Genomic DNA, 19,482 nt, shown 5'->3' on the forward strand with positions numbered 1-19,482 from the left:
GCGCAGCCGGGCATCGCGACCCGGTTCGAGGGCCGGGAAGGGCATCGGGGCAGGTTCGCGTCAGGGACGGGCTCATCGTCCATTCGCGTGACTACGGGAACCCGCCGGCGTCGGCGGAGTATCGCGTGTTCGGCGAGGAGGAGGTGCACCGGCTCGTGTCCGGCGCCGTCGAGCGGCTGTTGGCCCTAGCATGCGGGAATGGCTGATCTTCAGCACACGCACGAGCTGGACTACGACGGCGACCGCGTGGTCAAGCGGTACGTCGACAGCAAGCCCGGCGCGGCCGAGCGCGAATGGCGGGCACTGAACCTGCTGGCCGAGTACGCCCCGGATCTCGCGCCCGAGCCGATCGCGTACGACGACGGCGTGGTGACCATGTCGAGGATCGACGGGGTGCCGCTGCGCGGGCTGTTCGCTCGTGCCAAGCACGTGTCGGCCATGGCCGAGGCCCTGCGCGAGCTGCATACCGCGGTGCCCGGCCACGTCCTGCGGACCCTCCCCGTGCGCCCCTGGCAGCGCGAGGCGATCGTCGACTGGGTCAGGAGCCGGTGCGCGGCGTGGCAGCCGAGGGAGCCGTCGGCGGACCGGGCCGTCAAGGAGGGCCTGCGGTGGCTGGAGAGCTGGTCGCCGGGCGAGGCGGGAGTCACGCCGGTGTTCGGGGCCGGCGACGGCAACCTGGCCAACTTCCTGTGGGACGGCACCCGCGTACGCATCGTCGACTTCGAGGACTCCGGGCGCAGCGACGTGGCGTTCGAGCTGGCGGAGCTGGCCGAGCACGTGTCGATGTGGGTGGACGGGGAGGTGGAGATCGCGCGCCGGTTCGAGCTGAGCCCGCAGGAGGAGCGGCGGATGCGCGAGTGCCGCAAGGCGCACGCGCTGGTCTGGTTCTTCCTGCTCTCCCACGAGCACCCGCGCAACCCGCCCGGCACCTTCCAGCGCCAGATCGAGCGGGTTTTGGCAAGATTGAGCGCATGAGACTGGCCGAACAGAGCGACGTCGTCGCCGTCGAGCGGCTCGTCCGCGACGCCTACACGCCGTGGATCGAGGTCATCGGCATGCGGCCGCTGCCGATGGAGGCCGACTACGCCGCGCTCGTCGCCGCGGGCCGGGTGCACGTCACCGACGGGCTCGAAGGGCTCGTCGTGCTCGTTCCCGAGGACGGCGTCCTGCTGGTGGAGAACGTCGCGGTCCGCCCCGAGCTGCACGGCAAGGGGATCGGGCGGGCGCTGATGGCGTACGCGGAGGACGAGGCGCGCAGGCTGGGCCTGCGCGCGCTGCGCCTCTACACGAACGTCAGGATGGCCGCCAACATCGCTCTCTACGAGTCGCTCGGCTACGTCGAGACCGGCCGGGAAGGCATCGAGGGCCGGGCCGCCGTGCTGATGCGCAAGGAGCTCAGCCCGTGAGCACGCCGAGCAGGTGGGTGACCTCGCGGGCCACCGCGTCGCGGCCGGCCTTGAGATATTTGCGGGAGTCCACGACCCGCTCGTCGTGAGTGAGGTAGTCGCGGACGGCCCCGGTGAACGCCTTGTTCAGGTGGGTCGCGATGTTGATCTTCTTCATGCCCTGGCGTACGGCCTCGCGCAGCACGTCGTCGGGCACCCCGGAAGAGCCGTGCAGCACCAGCGGCACCGGCACGGCCGCGCGCAGCTCGGCGATGAGCTCCAGGTCCAGCACCGCGTCCTTGGTCGTCATCGCGTGCGAGGTGCCCACGGCCACGGCCAGCGCGTCCACGCCGGTCCTGGTCACGTAGTCCACCGCCTCGTGCGGTTTGGTACGGGCGCCGGGCGCGTGCACGCCGTCCTTGCCCCCGACCTCGCCCAGCTCGGCCTCCACCCACACGCCACGCTCGTGGCACCAGGCCGCCACCTCGGCCGTGGCGGCGACGTTGTCCTCGTCGGGCAGGGCCGAGGCGTCGTACATGACCGAGCCCAGCCCCAGCGTCACCGCCTGCTCGACCAGCGCCCGGTCGGTGGCGTGGTCGAGGTGGACCGCGACGGGCACCTCGGCCCGCCGGGCGACCGCGAGCGAGGCCAGCGCGATCGGCTCCAGGGAGCCGTGGTAGCGCACGCAGTTTTCGCTGATCTGCAGCACGACCGGCAGACCGAGGGCCTCTGCGCCGGTCACGATGGCGGTGGCGTGCTCAAGTTGGATCACGTTGAACGCGCCCACCCCCGCGGGTGACTGGGTGACGATGTCGCCGATGGTGGCGAGGGGCATGGCCGGCTCCTTACGTGATGGTGATCTGGGGGTGTATGTCGGCGTACACGTCGGGGTCGAACTCCCCGGCCACGGGCGTGGCCACGGCCGCGGCGCCGAGCGCGGCGGCCCTCCGGAGCCGGTCGGGCCACGGCGCCCGCTCCACCAGGCCCAGCGCCAGCCCGGCGACCAGCGAGTCGCCGGCCCCGGTCGGGTTGCCTCGCACGGTGTACGGCATCCGCGCCCGGAACGTTCCCTCCCCGGTCACGGCCAGGAGCCCGTCGGCGCCCATGGACACCACGACGGCCTGGGCGCCCCGGCCGCGCAGCGCGTGCGCGCCCTCGGCCGGGGTGCCGCCGGGCACGGCCCTGGCCAGCTCCTCGGCGTTGGGCTTGACGATGGAGGGGCGGCCCTTGGGCGCGTGGCTGAGGGGCTCGCCGTCGGCGTCCACGATGGCCGGGACGCCCCGGTCGGCCGCGATGGCGGCCAGGCCGGCGTAGGTGTCGGCCGGGACGCCGCGCGGGAGGCTGCCCGAGATGACCACCGCGTCGGTGGCGGCCACGAGCGACTCGTAGCGGCGGGTGAAGCCGTCGAGCTCGGCCGCCGTGACCTCGGGGCCGGGCTCGTTGAACAGCGCCGTACGCGAGACGTCTCCTGGGGCGGGGGCGTCGGAGACGGCCAGGGTGGTGCGGGACTCGGCGGCGATGCCGTGCAGCGCTGCGGGCAGCCCCGCGGCCCGCAGGTCGGCCTCGACGGCCTCCCCGGTCGGCCCGCCCGCCAGCCCCGTGACCAGCACGTCGTGGCCCAGCGCGGCCAGCACCCTGGCCACGTTGACCCCCTTGCCGCCCGCGCGCCTGTGCACCGCGCTGACCCGGTTGACACCGTCCCAGTCCACGCGGGGGACCTGGTAGGTCACATCGAGAGCGAGGTTGAGCGTCACCGTGAGGATCATCAGGGCTCCGTGATCCAGACGCCGTCCTTCAACACGCCGTCCACCTCCAGGGCATCGGAGAGCACCACCAGGTCGGCCGCCTTGCCGACGGCGATCGAGCCGATCCGGTCGGCCAGGCCGAGCACCCGCGCGGGCGTCAGCGAGGCCACCTGGACCGCGTCGGGCAGCGACATGCCCACTTCCTGGACCCCGCGCCGGAACGCGACGTCCATGGTCAGCGTGGAGCCCGCGATCGAGCCGCCCTCGACCAGCCGGGCCACGCCGTCGTCCACGCGCACCCGCATCGAGCCCAGCACGTAGTCGCCGTCGCCGAGGCCGGTGGCCGACATGGCGTCCGTGACCAGCACGGCCCTGCCGGGCCCGGCCACCTCGTACGCCAGCCGCAGCATGGCCGGATGCACGTGCACCCCGTCGTTGATCAGCTCGACCGTCACCCGCTCGTCGTCCAGCAGCGCCGCCACGGGACCGGGCGCGCGGTGCCCGAGCGGCGGCATCGCGTTGTAGAGATGCGTGGCCACGCTCGCGCCCGCCTCGATGCCGGCGATCGTCTGCTCGTAGTCGGCGTCGCTGTGACCGATGGCCGCGATCACGCCCTCCGCCACGGCCGTCCTGATCATGTCGAGCGCACCCGGCAGCTCCGTCGCGACGGTCACCATGCGCACATGCCCGCGCCCGGCCTTCACCAGCCCGGCGAACTCCTGCGTCGACGGCTCGCGCAGCAGCGTCGGGTCGTGCGCGCCGCAGCGGGCCCTGGAGATGTAGGGGCCCTCGAAGTGGATGCCGGCCAGCAGCCCTTCCTCGCACAGCTCGGCCAGCGCCGACGCCGCCCTGGTCAACCCCTCGATCGAGTCGGTGACCAGGCTGGCCATGGTCGTGGTGGTGCCGTGGCGCCGGTGCAGTGCCACGGCGTCACGCGCCTTGTCCGGCTCGCCGGTGGGGAAGGAGCCACCCGCGCCGCCGTGGTTGTGGATGTCCACGAACCCCGGAACGACGTGCCGCCCGCCCAGGCTGAGGCCGGGACCCGGGGCGGATCCGTGGCCGACATGCGTGATGCGGCCGTCTTCGATGGTCAGCCACCCCTCGTGAACTCCCTCGGGCGTCACGATCCTGGCGTCGGCAAGAGTAAGGCTCATGAAGAAAGGATCACAGATCGCGTGAGGTGCATGGGCTCGTCGGGGTTGAGCTGCTTGGCGAAGGCCCGCGCCACGGCCACCCGCTGCGCGCGGATCAGCTCGGCCATCGGGTCGAGCCCGGTCTCGAAGAACGCCCCGCCGGTCTCCTCGACCTGCGCGCGCAGGCCCTCGGGGGCGGTGCCGAGCATCCACGTCACCCGCCCGGGGGCGGCGATGCTGATCGGGCCGTGCCGGTATTCCATCGCCGGGTACGCCTCCGTCCACGAGCGGGACGCCTCGCGCATCTTCAGCGCCGCCTCCTGGGCCAGGCCGACCGACCAGCCGGTGCCGAGGAAGCTGAACTGCTCGGCGTTGACCAGCTCGTCGGGCAGCGGCGCGGCCACGGCCTCCTCGGCGTCGGCGACGGCCTGCGTGAGGTCCTCGCCCAGGCCGGCGCGGAGCATGGCCAGCTGCGTGGTGGCGAACCTGGTCTGCACGACCGACTTCTCGTCGGCGTAGTCGAGCACGACGACCTCGTCGGCGGCCGTCATGATCGGCGTGTCGGGGTCGGCGGTGATGGCCGTGGTCCTCGTGCCGGTCGTCCTGGTGAGCAGCTCCAGGACCTCGGTCGTGGTGCCCGAGCGCGACAGCGCCAGCACGCGGTCGTAGCGGCGCCCGGAGGGGAACTCGGAGGCGGCGAACGCGTCGGTCTCGCCGTGCCCGGCCCGCTCGCGCAGCACCGCGTACGCCATCGCGATGAACCACGACGTCCCGCAGCCGACGACGGCGACCCGCTCGCCCTGGCGCGGCAGCGCGTCGGCGGGAACGCTCGCCACGGCGCGGCGCCAGCACGACGGCTGGGACGCGATCTCGGCCTCGGTGTGGGTGGTCACCACTTACCTCCCATGATTGATTGTTTCTGCGTTTTTTATATCAGGAAAGAGCAGTTATGAACACCGGTGGTCTGGCGCCCCAGGTTGTGCCACGCTTGCTCCTGACCTCGTCCCTTCAGGGAGGCCTTCGTGTCCCGCTACGACCGCTGGAACGCCATCCTCGAGCTGCTGGCGCAGGAGGGCAGGCTGTCGGTGGAGGAGGCGGCCCGGGCGCTCGACGTGTCCACCGCCACGATCAGGCGGGACTTCGACCAGCTCGCCCAGCAGCAGATGCTCATGCGCACCCGGGGCGGCGCGGTGGCCCAGAGCGTCAGCTACGACCTCCCGCTGCGCTACAAGACGGCCAGGCACGCCGACGAGAAGCACCGCATCGCGGCGGCGGCGGCCGAGCTGGTGACGCCCGGCGCCGTGGTCGGGCTCAACGGCGGCACCACCACCTCCGAGCTGGCGCGGGCCCTGGCCACCCTCTCCACGCTGGAGACCGGGTTCACGATCGTCACGAACGCGCTCAACATCGCCGCCGAGCTCACCGTCCGCCGGCACGTCAAGATCGTGGTGACGGGTGGGGTGGCCAGGCAGCAGTCGTACGAGCTCATCGGGCCACTGGCCAACGGGGTCCTGGAGCAGGTGACGCTGGACGTGGCCTTCCTCGGGGTCGACGCGCTGGACGTCGAGCTGGGCGCCTCCGCCCACCATGAGGGCGAGGCCAGCGTCAACCACCTGCTGATCAGCCGGGCCGCCCAGGTCGTGGTGGTGGCCGACTCGTCCAAGGTGGGCAAGCGGGCCTTCTCCCGCATCTGCCCGATCAACCAGATCGACACGCTCGTCACCGACGCGCGGCTCTCCGACGCCCTCGCGGGCCAGCTCACCGACGCGGGAGTCAAGGTCGTACGCGCCTGAGCGGCTCTCGCGGGGTTCCGGCCGGTCGGTTCTTGCGAGGTAAACGCCGTGTGTGGCGGAGCGAGGGGTTTTACGCCGGTCTCTGACCGACTCCGGCGTTACAGGTCGAGTCCTGCGCGGGTAGGAATGGAGCGCAGGCGACAGTGCCGTCCCAGGGGGAGTTATGGCGTCGGGAAGGAGCGCGGCCCGGCTCGGGCCCGCGGAGCGGGCCGAGGCCCTGGAACGTATGGCGGCGCAGGAGTTCGACGTCGTCGTGGTCGGGGGCGGCGTCGTGGGGGCGGGGGTGGCGCTCGACGCCGCGACGCGCGGGCTCGACGTGGCTCTGGTCGAGGCGCGTGACTTCGCCTCCGGCACCTCCTCGCGCTCGTCCAAGCTGATCCACGGCGGGCTGCGCTACCTGGAGCAGCTCAACTTCGAGCTGGTCCGCGAGGCCCTGCAGGAGCGCGCCCTGCTGCTGCAGCGCATCGCGCCGCACCTGGTCAGGCCGGTGCCGTTCCTGTTCCCGCTGACCCACTACGCCTGGGAGCGGCCCTACGTCGGCGCGGGAGTCGCGCTCTACGACACGCTCGGCCTCGCGACCGGGCTCACCCGCGGCGTGCCGGGGCACCGGCACCTGTCCAGGTCCCGGGCGCTGCGGCTGGCGCCGGCGCTGAAGAAGTCGGCCTTCACCGGCGCCGTCCAATACTGGGACGCGCAGGTGGACGACGCACGCTTCGTCATGACGACGCTGCGCACCGCGGCCACCTACGGCGCGCACATCGCGCAGCGGGCGCAGGTGGTGGGGTTCCTGCGGGAGGGCGAGCGGGTCACCGGCGTGCGGGTGCGCGACCTGGAGTGCGGCGAGGAGCTGGAAGTACGCGCCCAGCAGGTGGTCAACGCGACCGGGGTCTGGACCGACGACATCCAGGAGCTGGTGGGAGGGCGCGGCCAGATCCACGTACGCGCCTCCAAGGGCATCCACCTCGTCGTGCCCAGAGACCGGATCCACTCGCTGACCGGCATCATCCTGCGCACCGAGAAGTCGGTGCTCTTCGTGATCCCCTGGGGCCGCCACTGGATCATCGGCACCACCGACACGGAGTGGACGCTCGACAAGAGCCACCCGGCCGCCTCCCGCACGGACATCGACTACCTGCTCGACCACGTCAACGCGGTCCTGTCCGTGCCGCTGACCCGCGACGACGTCGAGGGCGTCTACGCCGGGCTGCGGCCGCTGCTGTCGGGCGAGTCCGACGAGACCTCCAAGCTGTCCAGGGAGCACGTGGTGGCGCATCCCGTGCCCGGGCTGGTGATGATCGCCGGGGGAAAGTACACCACCTACCGGGTCATGGCGCAGGACGCGGTGAACGCCGTGGCGCACGGGCTCGACCAGCGGGTGCCGCGCTCGTGCACCGACCGCATCCCGCTCGTGGGCGCCGAGGGCTACCAGGCGCTGTGGAACTCCCGGGGGCGCATCGCCCAGACCTCCGGCCTGCACGTGGCCAGGATCGAGCACCTGCTCCAGCGCTACGGCTCGCTGATCGACGAGGTGCTGGAGCTGATCGAGCGCGACCCGTCGCTGGGCCGGCCGCTGACGGGGGCCGACGACTATCTGCGGGCCGAGATCGTCTACGCCGCCACCCATGAGGGCGCCCGGCATCTCAACGACGTGCTCACCCGGCGCACGCGCATCTCCATCGAGACCTTCCACCGCGGGATGGCGGTGGCGCAGGAGGCGGCCGAGCTGATGGCCAAGCCGCTCGACTGGGACGGCGAGCAGGTGAAGAGGGAGGTGGAATACTACTCGAAGCGCGTGGAGTCCGAACGCCGCTCGCAGGAGCAGGACTCCGACCAGGAGGCGGACGCGATCAGGCTCGGCGCGCCGGAGATCGTCCCCGTCGTCGCGCCGGAGCATTCATGAGCGAGCCGTCCCGCCAGTTGTCCGACCCCCGGGAGTTGTTGTCGGGATACCTCGACCACTACCGGGCCGAGGTGCTGCGGGCGCTCGACGGGTTCCCCGAGCCCGGGGTGAGCCGGGTGCCCTCCGGGTGGACGCCGCTGGCGATGCTCAAGCATCTGGCGTACATGGAGCGGCGCTGGTTCGTGTGGGACTTCGCGGGCGAGCCGATCGAGGACGCCCAGGGCGATCGCGACGCCGAGGGCGGGCTGGTCGCGAGCGAGTCCTACGAGGAGATCAGGAAGCTCTACCTGGCGCAGTGCGAGCGGTCCAGGCAGGTGGTGGCGCGGGCGAGCCTGTCCGAGGTGGCCTCGCGGATCGGCAGGTTCCAGCCGCCGCACGAGCCGCCGACGCTGGGCTGGATCATGTTCCACGTGCTGGAGGAGTACATGCGGCACGCCGGCCATCTCGACGTCGCGCGCGAGCTGGCCGATTAGGAGGGGCGGCCCGCGGCGCTGCGGGGTCCGCGGACCGCCCGTTCCAGGATGGTTCTCTACCTCACGAAGGTCACGACGGCGGGTAGCGCGTGGCGTCGTGCACGTCGAGCAGCGGCTCCTTGACGCCGTCGCCCGAGTCGTCGGTCCAGTTGGAGTTGCCGGTGGAGATCAGCGTGCTGCGCACCGCCAGCGCGCCCGCCCGCGTCGTCGGCTTGTTGGCGCCCGAGGTGAGCAGCCCGGCCGCGCCGGCCACGTGCGGGCTGGCCATCGACGTGCCGCTGATCGTGCTGTAGCCGCCGCCCCGCCAGGTCGAGTAGATGCAGGTGCCCGGCGCGGTGATCTCCACGGTGGAGCCGTAGTTGGAGTAGAACGCCGAGGTGTCGTCCTGATCGGTTTCGCTGCGGCACGACAGCGTGCTGCCCCCGGCTCCGCCGGCCAAACCGTCGTTGTCGGTCAGCGCGGAGACGGTGACCACGTCAGGGTGGTTGGCCGGGAAGAACGAGGAGGTGTTCGTGTGGCTGTTGCCCGCGGCCACCACGACCACGATGCCGGCGTTGACCGCGTTGGTGATCGCCGTGCTGATCGCGCTGCTGGTGCAGCCGTTGCAGCCCAGGCTCAGGTTGATGACCTCGATGGTGGACGCGCGCGCCACCACCCAGTTGATGCCCGCGGCGATGCCGGACAGGGTGCCGGAACCGGCCGCGTTGAGGACCTTCACGCCGTGGATGCGGGCGCCGGGTGCGACGCCCACCGGGCCGATGGTGTTGTCGATGGCGCCGACGGTGCCCGCGACGTGCGTGCCGTGGCCGTTGTCGTCCGTGCCCGCGTTGTTGACGCAGGCGCCGGTCTGGCAGTTGGCGCGGGCGACCACGTTCAGGTCGGGGTGGGTGTTGTCCACGCCGCTGTCGACCACGGCGACGTCCACGTCGATGCGTATGTCGTCGGTGCCGTCGATGTCCAGGTTGGGGTTGCTGGGGCCGAAGATCCGGCGTACGCCCGTGGGGACGGTCTGGACGAACGCGGTGACCTCGGCGTCGGGCTCCACGCTGAGCACGTTGGGGTTCCGCTTGAGCTGCTCGGCGGCGGTCGCGCTCAGCCGGGCGGTGTAGCCCTTGAAGGCGTGCTCGTACACGCCGACGAGCTGCCCGCCGTGCTGGGCCACCTGGTCCTCGGCGGCTCCGCGCGGCGCGCGCATCGACGGGTTGAGCTGGACGATGTAGGTGCCCTCAGGGGCGGCTGCTGAGACGGGTAGCGGCGCCGCGAGTAACGCCAGCGCGCTGACGAGCAATGCGAGCAGGGGGGTGCGTGATCGCATGGCAGCGTGGGCCCTTTCTCGGTCGTGGACCGGGAGCACCCCGCTATGACAGGATCCACCCGATCCGACATGACAGTGTTAGTAAAGCTTTCACCATTTGTCGGGATAAGTCCATAAAAAGAGTGCCGGTTCGCTACGAACCGGCACTCTTTGGTTGCTTAACGGAGTGGAATCCACGCTTGTGAGGCGAGCGTCGCCGTGTCGTTGACCTGGACACCCTCGTACGAGACCGTCCACACCGAGTCGCCGATGATCATCGAACGCTGGATGCCGGGATCGTACGCGTACCGGCCGTCCTGACGCTGCGCCGGATGCTTGATCATGCCGAGCTCCTTCACCCCGGAGTCGTCGATCCTGAGCACGAGGGCGCCCGACTCGTTCTGCTTGTTCAGCGGGATCACCGACAGGCCGGTCTTCGGCCAGTACAGGAACGCGTGCGGGTCCCACTCGGCCCCGGAGCCCGAGTCCTTCTGGAAGTACTGCGACAGCCGGCGCGGGGCGGCCGGGTCGCTGACGTCGAACAGCGAGACCTGCGTGCCCAGCGTCCTGCCCTGCTCGCTGGCCTCCTGGCCGATGCCGATCAGGCGGCCCTCGGAGCCGGGGTGCAGGTACGCCGAATAGCCGGTGATCTTCAGCTCGCCCGTCACCTTCGGCGCCGCCGGGTCGCGGAGGTCGAGCGTGTAGAGCGGGTCCACCTGCCGGAACGTGACGCAGTAGCCCACCGCGCCGATGAACCGGACCGAGTAGATGCGCTCGCCCTCACCCAGGCCGCCGACCTCGCCCACCTTGGCCATGGTGTCGGCCTTGAGGACGTAGACGGCGCTGGAGCTGGTCCTGCCGTCGGCGGAGCTGAGGGTGGTGGCCAGGCGCAGGTGACCCTCGTGCTCGGACAGGGAGTACTGGTTGAGCAGGCGTCCCGGGACCTTGCCCGAGGCCACGTACGCGGGCGCGCCGGGCGAGGTGATGTCGAACCGGTGCACCTCCGTCTCCTCCGGCGGGATCGTCGGCGTGGGCACCGGGCTGGGCACCGGGCTGGGCACCGTGCTCGACTCCGTGCTCGACCCCGTGCTCGACCCCGTGCTCGACCCCTGGGGTGCGGACACGCTCGGCTCGCCGGGGGTGGGCTCCTCGGCCGGGGCCACGCCGTCGGACGTGGTGGTGGCCGGGGGCTCGTCGACCGGGAGCGGGCGCACCACCGGCATCCACCAGCGCGGGTTGCTGGCCACGTACAGGCTCTGGCCGGTGCCGTAGACCACGTCGCCGTCGGCGGCCAGGCTGATCGGGTCGGTGCCGGCCGCGGTGACGCCCTGCGCCAGGTCGATGGTGTGCACGGTCAGCATCGAGGTGCCGGTGTAGTCGGCGGGGCGGCTGACCCGCTCGCACTTGACCGTGTCCCTCCTGACGGCGCCCGACGCGTCGGTGATCTCGATCTTGGGCAGCCAGGCCTCCGCCGGTGCCCGGCGTACCGTGGCCTGGTTGTCCTTGAGCCGCTGGGCCTCGGTGGTCTCGCCCTGGGGCTCCGGGAAGGCGATGTTCGGCTGGCTGCGGGTGACCAGGCGGACCGTGGAGCCGATCATCCGGGCGTCCACGTACGAGCCCTGCGGCCTGATCGTGCTCAGGACCTTCGGCTCGCCCGCCAGATCGACCACCACGTAGCGGGTGTCGGCCTGCGGGGCGAACGACTTGTACATGATGTCGCCGCCGCGCATGAGCACCAGCGCCCGGTCACCCGAGACCAGCAGGTCGGCGGGTACGCCCGGACCGGCGTTGTCACCCTCGGTCAGCTTGAGCGACGAGGTGACCTTCCTGGTCGCCGTGTCGATGATCCGCAGCGTGCCGTCCGCGACCGTGATGATCCGGTTGCCGTCCGTCTTGACCAGGTCGGGCTCGTCCACGCCGGCCTCGTGCACGTTCGTCGTGGAGTGCTCGGGCGTGGCGGCCCTGCCCTTGCCCTGGGGAACGTTCGCCGCGGTGTCCTCCATGGCGGCGAAGGGCATGACGTTGCCGAAGCCGTACGGGGTGACGTTCGCGCTGGCCTTCTCGCGCAGGCCGGCCAGCAGGTCGTCGCAGCTGCTGTAGGCCACCAGGCGGACGGCGCCGAGGCTCACCTTCGGGGGCGGCGGGTCCGGGGTCCCTCCCGTCGAAGCGGTGCAGGCGGTCGTGACCGCCGCGAGTGCCGCGGCGGTCACGGCCGTACGGATCAGCGTGTTCATGCCCTCCATCACGGCTGGGCGGCCGGGATGGTTCAGGAGCCGGCGGCCGGCCTGAAGGTGAAGGCGGGGCTGAAGTCGACGTCGTCGGGCACGTCCAGCATCTTGCGCAGCAGGTTGCCCTGGAAGTCGATCACCTGGATCTCGTCCTTGTCGTTGTTGTCCTGCTCCCAGCAGTAGAGGTGGCTCTCGTCGTAGAAGCCGAGCACCTTGTCGCACTCGGAGTAGAACTTGCGCACCCGCTCGCCCGAGGTGGAGTCCCAGACGCAGTGGTCGCCGTCACCGCCGTTGGGGCAGTTGGTGACGAACAGCTTGCCCGAGGGCGAGAAGATGTCCTGGGTGTCGGCGGACATCGTGCCGATGCCCGGCAGCGAGCGGGTGGCCTTGCCCTGGAGGTTGAAGAAGCGCAGGCCCTGGTTCTTCTCGTCGCCGTAGACGTTGACCACGCCCTCGTCGTCGCCGTCGAAGCCGAAGGCGGTGGCGCGGATGGAGGTGTCGTTGACGTTGACCACGGTGGCCTTGCCCGTGGCCACGTCCACGATGACGAAGCCGAGATAGAGCCACTTGTCGCCGCTCTTCTTCTCGGTGTTGAGCAGGATCTTGGAGCCGTCCTTCGACCAGGCCCGGATGCTGCTGATCAGCGGCTCCTTGACCGTCTTGACCGTGGAGCGCTCGCCCGTCTGCCGGTCGGTGATGACGATGAAGTCGAAGTCGTCGGAGCTGTAGCTCCTGCCCCGGCCGGCCAGGTAGCGGCCGTCGGGGGAGACCATCGACTCCCAGTTCTGCTGGTATTTCGTGAACGTGCCGCGCAACGAGTTTCGCGCGTAGTCGATCCAGTCGTCCTTCTTCTTGTCGAAGACCTCGTAGGAGGTCAGGACGATGTTGTCGGCCGGGTTCTCGTAGAGGGAGACCGTCTCGCCGGGCAGCGCCCGTTTGGTGCCGGTGCGCGGCACCGCCGCCTGCGTGACCGACGGGCTCGCCGTGGCGGACGGGTCGGCGGCGGACGGGTTGGACGTGTCGGAGGGGCTGGACCCGCCCGTGGTCCTCGATCGTCCGGGCGTCCCGGTGCCGATCGGCCCCGCCACCGACGCCTTGTCGATCTGGATGACCACGATCACGCCGGCGAGCACCAGCAGCGCGACCGCGATCGCGATGCCGGCGATCAGCGGGCCCTTGCCGCTCCTGCGTGGCTGGTTGGGGTAGGGGCCCTGCTGCCCGTAGGGCGGCAGGGTGGGCTGCTGCTGCCACGGGACCCGGGGATGCGGTTGCCCCTGGGGATGGTGCGCCGCCTGCGGGACGGGGCCCCCGTAGGGAACGGGGCCGGACATCGGCCCGGACGGGGGACCGAACGGCGGGCTCTGCGGATTGGACGCGGGGCCGTACTGGTTGGGAGGGGGTGGGTAGGGCGGCGCGGGGGCCGCTTCCGCCGCGGCCTGCGCGAGCATGCCGGAGTTCGGTGCCGGCTGTTGCAGCAGCCGCATGATCACCTGCTCGGCGGAGGGCCGCTGGGCCGGGTCCTTGGCCAGGCAGGCCACCACCACGTCGCGCAGCGGGCCCTCCTCCAGCGCGCCCAGGTCGGGCTGCTGGTTGAGCACCCGGTTGATCACCGCGGGCATCGTGTCGCTGCCGAACGGCGCCCGCCCGGAGGCGGCGAAGATCATCGCACTGGCCCAGGAGAACATGTCGGCGGCCGGGCCGACGGTGTGCCCCATGATCTGCTCGGGCGGCATGTACGACGGAGTGCCCACGACCATGCTGCTGATCGTGGAGGTGGCGTTCAGGGCCCGCGCGATGCCGAAGTCGATCACCCGCGGCCCGTCGGCCCCGATGATCACGTTGGCCGGCTTGAAGTCGCGGTGCACGATCCCGGCCTGGTGGATGGCGGCCAGCGCGGTGGCCGTGCCGATGGCCAGCCGGTGCAGGACCGAGCCCGTGCGCGGCCCCTCCTCCTGCACGACCCGCTGTAACGAGGGCCCCTCGATGAACTCGCTGACGATGAACGGCCGGTCCTGCTCGACGCCCGTGCCCAGGACCGCGGCGGTGCAGAACGGCGCCACCTGCTGGGCCACCTGGACCTCGCGCAGGAATCGCTCCACGCTCACCTGGTCGCCCGACAGGTCCGGCCGCAGCCACTTGACGGCCACGTTGCTGCCCGAGGGGTCTTTGGCGAGGTAGACGACGCCCTGACCGCCCTCGCCGAGCCGGCCGAGGAGATCCAGGCCCCCCAGCCGTTGTGGATCTCCGGGTCGGAGCGGAGCGAAGGTTGCCATGAAGGGATTCTGTCGCTATGCAACGGATCCGCAAAAACTACCCGCGGGTAGTACCACGGAATATCCTTCTGGCATGCAGGTGACGTCCAGTGGCAGGACACGGCCCATCATTGCCCCGTTTACCGGGGAAACCCTCGCTGAGCTGCCCATATCAGACGCCGAAGACGTGCGTACGGCGTACGAGAAGGCCAGGGCCGCCCAGCTCGAATGGGCCGGGAAATCCGCGGCCGCGCGGGCGGAACCTTTCCTGCTGCTGCACGACGCGATCCTCGACCGCAGGAACGAGATCCTCGACATCGTCCAGAACGAGACCGGCAAGGCCCGCAAGCACGCCTTCGAGGAGGTGCTCGACGTCGCGGGCTGCAGCCTCTACTACGCCCGCCGCGCCCCCCGCCTGCTCGCCCCGCGCGCCCGCAAGGGCGTCTTCCCCGGCGCCACCCGCGTGACGGAGCTGCGCCGGCCCAAGGGCGTGGTCGCGCTGATCACCCCGTGGAACTACCCGCTCGCGCTGGGCGTCACCGACGCGGTGCCCGCGCTGCTGGCCGGCAACGCGATCGTCCACAAGCCGGACACCCAGACCGCCCTGTCCACGCTCTGGACCATCGACCTGCTCGCGGAGCTGGGCATGCCGCGCGAGATCTGGCAGGTCGTGCTGGGCGAGCCGGCCGAGATCGGCGACGCGCTGCTCGACCACGCCGACTACGTGGGTTTCACGGGGTCCACCCGGGGCGGCCGGAAGATCGCCGAGGAGGCGGCCAAGCGGCTCATCGGCTGCTCGCTGGAGCTCGGCGGCAAGAACCCGATGGTGGTGCTCGACGACGCGGACCTGGACGTGGCCGTCCAGGGGGCCGTCCGCGCCTGCTTCACCAACGCCGGCCAGCTCTGCCTGTCGATCGAGCGCCTGTACGTGCACGCGTCCGTGTTCGACGCCTTCGCCGAGCGCTTCGTCGCGCAGGTCAGGGCGCTCAAGCTCGGCGCCGGGCACGACTGGTCGGTGCAGATGGGCTCGCTCACCTCGCGCCGCCAGCTCGACGCGGTCAGCGCGCACGTGGACGACGCCGTGGCCAAGGGCGCGACGCTGCTGACCGGCGGCCGGGCCAGGCCCGACCTCGGACCGCTGTTCTACGAGCCGACCGTGCTCACGGGCGTCGGCGAGGACATGGAGCTGTGCCGGAACGAGACGTTCGGCCCCGTGGTGGCGCTCTACCCGTTCGCCACCGACGACGAGGCGGCCGAGCTGGCCAACGACACCATCTACGGCCTCAACGCCTCCATCTGGTCCGCGCGCCCGCCGCCTGGCCGCCCGGGTCCGGGCCGGCACGGTCAACATCAACGAGGGGTACGCCTCCGCGTACGCCTCCTACGACGCCCCCATGGGTGGCATGAAGGCGTCCGGGCTGGGCCGCAGGCACGGCGTCGAGGGGCTGCTGCGCTACACCGAGGCCAAGGCCGTGGCCTCGCAGGCGGGGTGGCTGGGGTTCGAGCCGCCGTTCGGGATGCCGTACGAGAAGTGGGCCGGCACCCTGGCGGGCACGCTCAAGGCGATGCGGAGGCTCCGGCTCAAATGAGCTTCGACGTGATCGTCATCGGGTCGGGCTTCGGCGGCAGCGTCGCGGCGCTCAGGCTGAGCGAGAAGGGCTACAAGGTCGGCGTGCTGGAGGCGGGCCGCCGCTTCGACGCCGCCACGCTGCCGGCCACCTCCTGGCACGTGCGCGACTTCCTGTGGGCGCCGTGGCTGGGGCTGAAGGGCATCCAGCGCATCCACGTGCTGCGCGGCGAGCGCGGCACCGGCGTCATGGTGCTGGCGGGCGCCGGGGTCGGCGGCGGCTCCCTCGTGTACGCCAACACGTTGTACGAGCCGCTCGCCCCGTTCTTCGACGACCCCCAGTGGGCCGCCATCACCGACTGGAAGGCGGAGCTGGCCCCCCACTACGACCAGGCCAGGCGCATGCTGGGCGCGGTCGTGAACCCCACCTTCACCCGCGCCGACGAGATCATGAGCAGGGTCGCGGCGAAGATGGGGGTGCCGGACACCTTCCGCCTCGCGCCCGTGGGCGTCTACTTCGGCGAGGACGGCGTCGATCCGTACTTCGGCGGTGCCGGACCGGCGCGCCGCGGGTGCCTCGAATGCGGCGAGTGCATGACGGGCTGCCGCCACGGCGCCAAGAACATGCTGACCGAGAACTACCTGTACCTCGCGGAGCGGGCCGGCGCGCGAATCTATCCCGAGTGCACGGTCACCTCCGTGCGGCCCCTGCCGTCCGGGGGCTACGAGGTGCTCGCGCGCCGGACCGGGTCGGTGCGCTCGCGCCGTACGTTCCTGGCAGGTCAGGTGGTCTTCGCGGCCGGCACGTACGGCACCCAGCGGCTGCTGCACAAGCTGCGCGCCGACGGGACGCTGCCCCGCCTGTCGGCCAGGCTCGGCGCGCTGACCAGGACCAACTCCGAGGCGCTGCTCGGCTTCGAGCGCACCGCCGTCGCCGGCGAGAAGCTCAACGGCGGCGTGGCCATCACCTCCTCCATCCACCCCGACCCCGAGACCCACATCGAACCCGTCCGCTACGGCGACGGCTCCAACGCCATGGGCCTGCTCCGCACCCTGCTCGTGGACGGCGGCCGGCCGCGCCTGCGCGCGTTCGCCCGCGAGGTGGCCCGGCAGCCGCTGCGGGCCCTGCGGCTGCTGAACCTGCGCCACTGGTCCGAGCGGACCCTGATCGCGCTGGTCATGCAGGCCAAGGACAACTCGATCACCGTCCGCCGCACCCGGTGGGGCCTGCGCTCCGCGCGCGGCCACGGCGAGCCCAACCCCACCTGGATCCCCGCCGGTCACGAGGCCGTGCGGCACGCGGCGGAGGAGATCGGCGGGGTGGCCGGGGGGACGTGGCTGGACCTGTTCGACATCCCGACGACGGCCCACTTCCTCGGCGGCTGCGCCATCGGGGACTCGCCGGAGACCGGGGTGATCGACGCCTACCACCGCGTGTACGGCCACGACGGCCTGCACGTCGTGGACGGCTCGGCCGTGTCCGCGAACCTGGGCGTCAACCCCTCGCTGACCATCACCGCCCAGGCCGAGCGGGCCATGTCGTTCTGGCCGAACGCCGGTGAACCGGATCCGCGCCCGGCGACCGGGTCGCCGTACGCGCGGGTCGCGCCCGTCGCGCCGCGCCGCCCCGCCGTGCCGTCCGGGGCTCCCGGCGCGTTGCTCCATGGAATAACCGCTCGTCCCGGGACGTCGTGAGCTGACATGGAGATCCGTTACGCCGGAGGACCCACGGCGGTCCTGGAGATCGGCGGAGTGCGGCTGCTGACGCCGGGGGAGCGCACCGAACTCGGCTGACCGGTAACCGGGGCCGGGCGAGCGCGCGGAGCTCTCCTGACCGGCTGCTGATCGGCTCGTGATCGGCTCCTGGCGAACGGGGACGGTTTTCCCGGTTCCCGCCTGACAAGGTGGGATCGTGAGCTGGAACGCGCGAGCCCTGGACGTGCTGGCGGCGGGGGAGCCCACCCCGCTGATCGACTTCCCCGTGCGGGCACCGGGGATCAGGCTGCTGCTGAAGGACGAGTCCGTGCACCCGACCGGCAGCCTGCGCCACCGGCACGCCAGGGCGCTGTTCCGCCGGGCCGTCCTCGACGGGCTGGTCGGCCCGGGCACGACCGTGGTGGAGGCGACGGGCGGCAACGCGGCCGTGGCGCAGGCGTGGTTCGCGCGGCGGCTGGGGTTGCCGTACATCGTGGTCATGCCGGGCGAGCACAGCCGGGCGCGGGCCCGGCCGGTGGAGGAGCTGGGCGGCGAATGCCGGTTCGTGACGCCGCCGCCGGCCATCTACGACGCGGCGCGGGAGATCGAGGGTCACTTCCTCGACCAGTTCGGGCGGGCGGCCGAGCACGACCTGGCGGCGGAGCTGTTCGGGCAGGTGCGGCCCGACTGGGTGGTGACGGGCGCGAGCACCGGCGCGACGTCGGCCACGCTGGGCGGCTGGATCCGGGCCCACGGCCGGAGCTGCCGGGTCGCGGTCGCGGATCCCGAAAATTCGGCTTATTTCCCGGGCTGGACCCTCGACGTGCCCGACTACGCCACCGGCATGCCCTCGCGGATCGAGGGCATCGGGCGCCCGCGCATGGAGCCGGGGTTCCGGCCCGACCTCGTCGACCTGGTCATCCCCGTCCCCGACGCGGCCGGCGTGGCGGCGGCCAGGCACATCAGGGAGGTCACGGGGCTGCCGGTGGGCGGCTCGTCGGGCACCGCGCTCTGGGCGGCGCTGGAGCTGATCGACCGCATGCGGGCCAGAGGGGAGAGCGGCACCGTGGTGTCGCTGATCGGCGACGCGGCCGAGCGGCACCTGGCGACCTGCCACGACGACGCGTGGGCGGCCGAGCGAGGGCTGGATGTCGCGCAGCACGAGGAGAAGCTGCGGCGCCTGGTCAGGTCAGCGGGTGGGTGACCCAGACGTTGGGCTCCACGTAGACGGCGTGGTCGTGCTCCACGTCGCAGTGCACCGGGCTCAGCGCCCCCGGCACCTCGACCGGTCCCGTGCGGTCGAACGGCAGGCCCGTCCAGGTGCGCCACTCGTCGAGTGTGCCCGGCACCACCATGGACCGCGGCGCCACCTTGACGATCTTCGCGCCCGCCCGCACGTGCACGCGCAACCAGGGGTCGTGGGGCAGGCCGTCGGGACGGGTCCTGAAGGCGTACTCGGACATGGGGGTGTGCGGTTCGAGGTGCTTGGCGCTGGGGCGTACCGGTGCGACGAGCTCGCGGTGCCCGTGGCGGGCGGCACAGTCGCGCATCGCCGCCACCATCAGGGCCGACAGGCCCTTGCCCAGCTGGTCGCGGCGGATGGTGATCTCCAGGGCGGAGACGGCGTCGGCCGGCCGGCCGCGCTCGCGGGCCAGCCAGCCGGCCCTGATCACGCCGTCCCAGCCGTCGTCGGGCAGCCCGGCGGCCCCGTCCGACGGATACGGGATCATGCAGCCCCGCGCCACCAGCCGGCCGGGCTCGGCGTCGTCGTCGGCCACGAGCACGTACTCCTGGTAGGACGTCGTGATCCACGCGTAGTACAGGTCGGCGAGCGGGTCGTGCATCATGAACTCCCGCCACGTGTGGTCCATGTCCCACAACGACGACGCGAACTCGGGACGCTCGGCGAGCGTGGTGATCTGCAAGGCCATGCGGCTCATCCTGCACCGGGGAAGACCCCAATGCGCCGCATTTATTGGTACTTAAGCCCATAAGGGCGGTGCGCTAGCGTCGGCGG

Annotated in this window: 15 protein-coding genes and 1 pseudogene; 8 read left to right on the top strand and 8 right to left on the bottom strand. The window is 71.7% G+C overall.

All coding sequences use genetic code 11. The features are described from left to right. The first annotated feature begins 198 nt into the window (after positions 1–198). Together ACBJ59_RS47420 and ACBJ59_RS47425 are read left to right on the top strand one after the other, a co-directional pair. Positions 199–975 (top strand): phosphotransferase family protein, encoded by a 777-nt coding sequence (locus ACBJ59_RS47420; RefSeq protein WP_375116615.1) that lies wholly within the window; start codon positions 199–201, stop codon positions 973–975. After that, on the top strand, positions 972–1,406 hold the full coding sequence (locus ACBJ59_RS47425) for a GNAT family N-acetyltransferase (RefSeq protein WP_375116616.1): 435 nt from the start codon (positions 972–974) through the stop codon (positions 1,404–1,406). Before ACBJ59_RS47420 ends, ACBJ59_RS47425 begins: the two co-directional genes overlap by 4 nt. Here the strand turns inward: ACBJ59_RS47425 and ACBJ59_RS47430 are convergent. The 4 genes from ACBJ59_RS47430 to ACBJ59_RS47445 are packed head-to-tail and all read right to left on the bottom strand — an operon-like array spanning position 1,396 to position 5,156. Next, entirely contained in the window at positions 1,396–2,220 is an 825-nt protein-coding gene (locus tag ACBJ59_RS47430; RefSeq protein ID WP_375116617.1) for a ketose-bisphosphate aldolase, read from the bottom strand. The two genes, ACBJ59_RS47425 and ACBJ59_RS47430, sit on opposite strands and share 11 nt — an antisense overlap. A 10-nt stretch (positions 2,221–2,230) precedes the next feature. Then, positions 2,231–3,151 (bottom strand): 1-phosphofructokinase family hexose kinase, encoded by a 921-nt coding sequence (locus ACBJ59_RS47435; RefSeq protein ID WP_375116618.1) that lies wholly within the window; start codon positions 3,149–3,151, stop codon positions 2,231–2,233. Then, positions 3,151–4,284 carry an N-acetylglucosamine-6-phosphate deacetylase gene (gene nagA / locus ACBJ59_RS47440; protein ID WP_375116619.1) on the bottom strand — a complete coding sequence of 378 codons (1,134 nt, stop codon included), beginning with the start codon at positions 4,282–4,284 and terminating at the stop codon, positions 3,151–3,153. The genes ACBJ59_RS47435 and nagA overlap by 1 nt, the downstream gene beginning before the upstream one ends. Beyond that, positions 4,281–5,156 (bottom strand): SIS domain-containing protein, encoded by an 876-nt coding sequence (locus ACBJ59_RS47445; protein ID WP_375116620.1) that lies wholly within the window; start codon positions 5,154–5,156, stop codon positions 4,281–4,283. Before ACBJ59_RS47445 ends, nagA begins: the two co-directional genes overlap by 4 nt. A gap of 129 nt (positions 5,157–5,285) precedes the next feature. Between ACBJ59_RS47445 and ACBJ59_RS47450 the strand changes: the two genes are divergently transcribed. From ACBJ59_RS47450 to ACBJ59_RS47460, 3 genes are all read left to right on the top strand, one after another. Beyond that, on the top strand, positions 5,286–6,056 hold the full coding sequence (locus ACBJ59_RS47450) for a DeoR/GlpR family DNA-binding transcription regulator (RefSeq protein ID WP_364112851.1): 771 nt from the start codon (positions 5,286–5,288) through the stop codon (positions 6,054–6,056). 163 nt (positions 6,057–6,219) lie between these two features. Continuing rightward, positions 6,220–7,956, top strand: a complete 1,737-nt coding sequence (gene glpD / locus ACBJ59_RS47455; protein ID WP_375116621.1) for a glycerol-3-phosphate dehydrogenase — start codon at positions 6,220–6,222, stop codon at positions 7,954–7,956. Beyond that, positions 7,953–8,429, top strand: a complete 477-nt coding sequence (locus ACBJ59_RS47460) for a DUF664 domain-containing protein (protein WP_375116622.1) — start codon at positions 7,953–7,955, stop codon at positions 8,427–8,429. The genes glpD and ACBJ59_RS47460 overlap by 4 nt, the downstream gene beginning before the upstream one ends. Positions 8,430–8,499: 70 nt before the next feature. Here the strand turns inward: ACBJ59_RS47460 and ACBJ59_RS47465 are convergent, their stop codons facing one another. The 3 genes from ACBJ59_RS47465 to ACBJ59_RS47475 form a co-directional block, all read right to left on the bottom strand. Next, positions 8,500–9,744 carry a S8 family peptidase gene (locus ACBJ59_RS47465; RefSeq protein WP_375116623.1) on the bottom strand — a complete coding sequence of 415 codons (1,245 nt, stop codon included), beginning with the start codon at positions 9,742–9,744 and terminating at the stop codon, positions 8,500–8,502. 158 nt (positions 9,745–9,902) lie between these two features. Then, positions 9,903–11,957 carry a beta-propeller domain-containing protein gene (locus ACBJ59_RS47470; protein WP_375116624.1) on the bottom strand — a complete coding sequence of 685 codons (2,055 nt, stop codon included), beginning with the start codon at positions 11,955–11,957 and terminating at the stop codon, positions 9,903–9,905. Positions 11,958–11,989: 32 nt separating this feature from the next. After that, positions 11,990–14,224 (bottom strand): protein kinase, encoded by a 2,235-nt coding sequence (locus tag ACBJ59_RS47475; protein ID WP_375116625.1) that lies wholly within the window; start codon positions 14,222–14,224, stop codon positions 11,990–11,992. A 73-nt stretch (positions 14,225–14,297) separates the two neighbouring features. Here ACBJ59_RS47475 and ACBJ59_RS47480 point away from each other — a divergent pair. The 3 genes and pseudogenes from ACBJ59_RS47480 to ACBJ59_RS47490 all read left to right on the top strand — a co-directional run bounded on the left by ACBJ59_RS47480 (position 14,298) and on the right by ACBJ59_RS47490 (position 18,669). Beyond that, positions 14,298–15,792 (top strand): annotated as a pseudogene (locus tag ACBJ59_RS47480) (succinic semialdehyde dehydrogenase). After that, positions 15,789–17,465: an FAD-dependent oxidoreductase gene (locus tag ACBJ59_RS47485; protein WP_375116626.1), complete on the top strand. Its 1,677-nt coding sequence runs from the start codon at positions 15,789–15,791 to the stop codon at positions 17,463–17,465. Before ACBJ59_RS47480 ends, ACBJ59_RS47485 begins: the two are co-directional and overlap by 4 nt. Before the next feature lie 217 nt (positions 17,466–17,682). Next, a complete protein-coding gene (locus ACBJ59_RS47490) occupies positions 17,683–18,669 on the top strand; it encodes a PLP-dependent cysteine synthase family protein (RefSeq protein WP_375116627.1) in 987 nt (328 codons plus the stop codon). Here ACBJ59_RS47490 and ACBJ59_RS47495 read toward each other — a convergent pair. Continuing rightward, positions 18,650–19,396 (bottom strand): N-acetyltransferase, encoded by a 747-nt coding sequence (locus ACBJ59_RS47495; RefSeq protein ID WP_375116628.1) that lies wholly within the window; start codon positions 19,394–19,396, stop codon positions 18,650–18,652. The two genes, ACBJ59_RS47490 and ACBJ59_RS47495, sit on opposite strands and share 20 nt — an antisense overlap. Positions 19,397–19,482: the final 86 nt, after the last annotated feature.

Origin of the sequence: Nonomuraea sp. MTCD27 (assembly GCF_041950495.1) — a bacterium.
In the GTDB taxonomy this organism is placed as follows: Bacteria; Actinomycetota; Actinomycetes; order Streptosporangiales; family Streptosporangiaceae; genus Nonomuraea.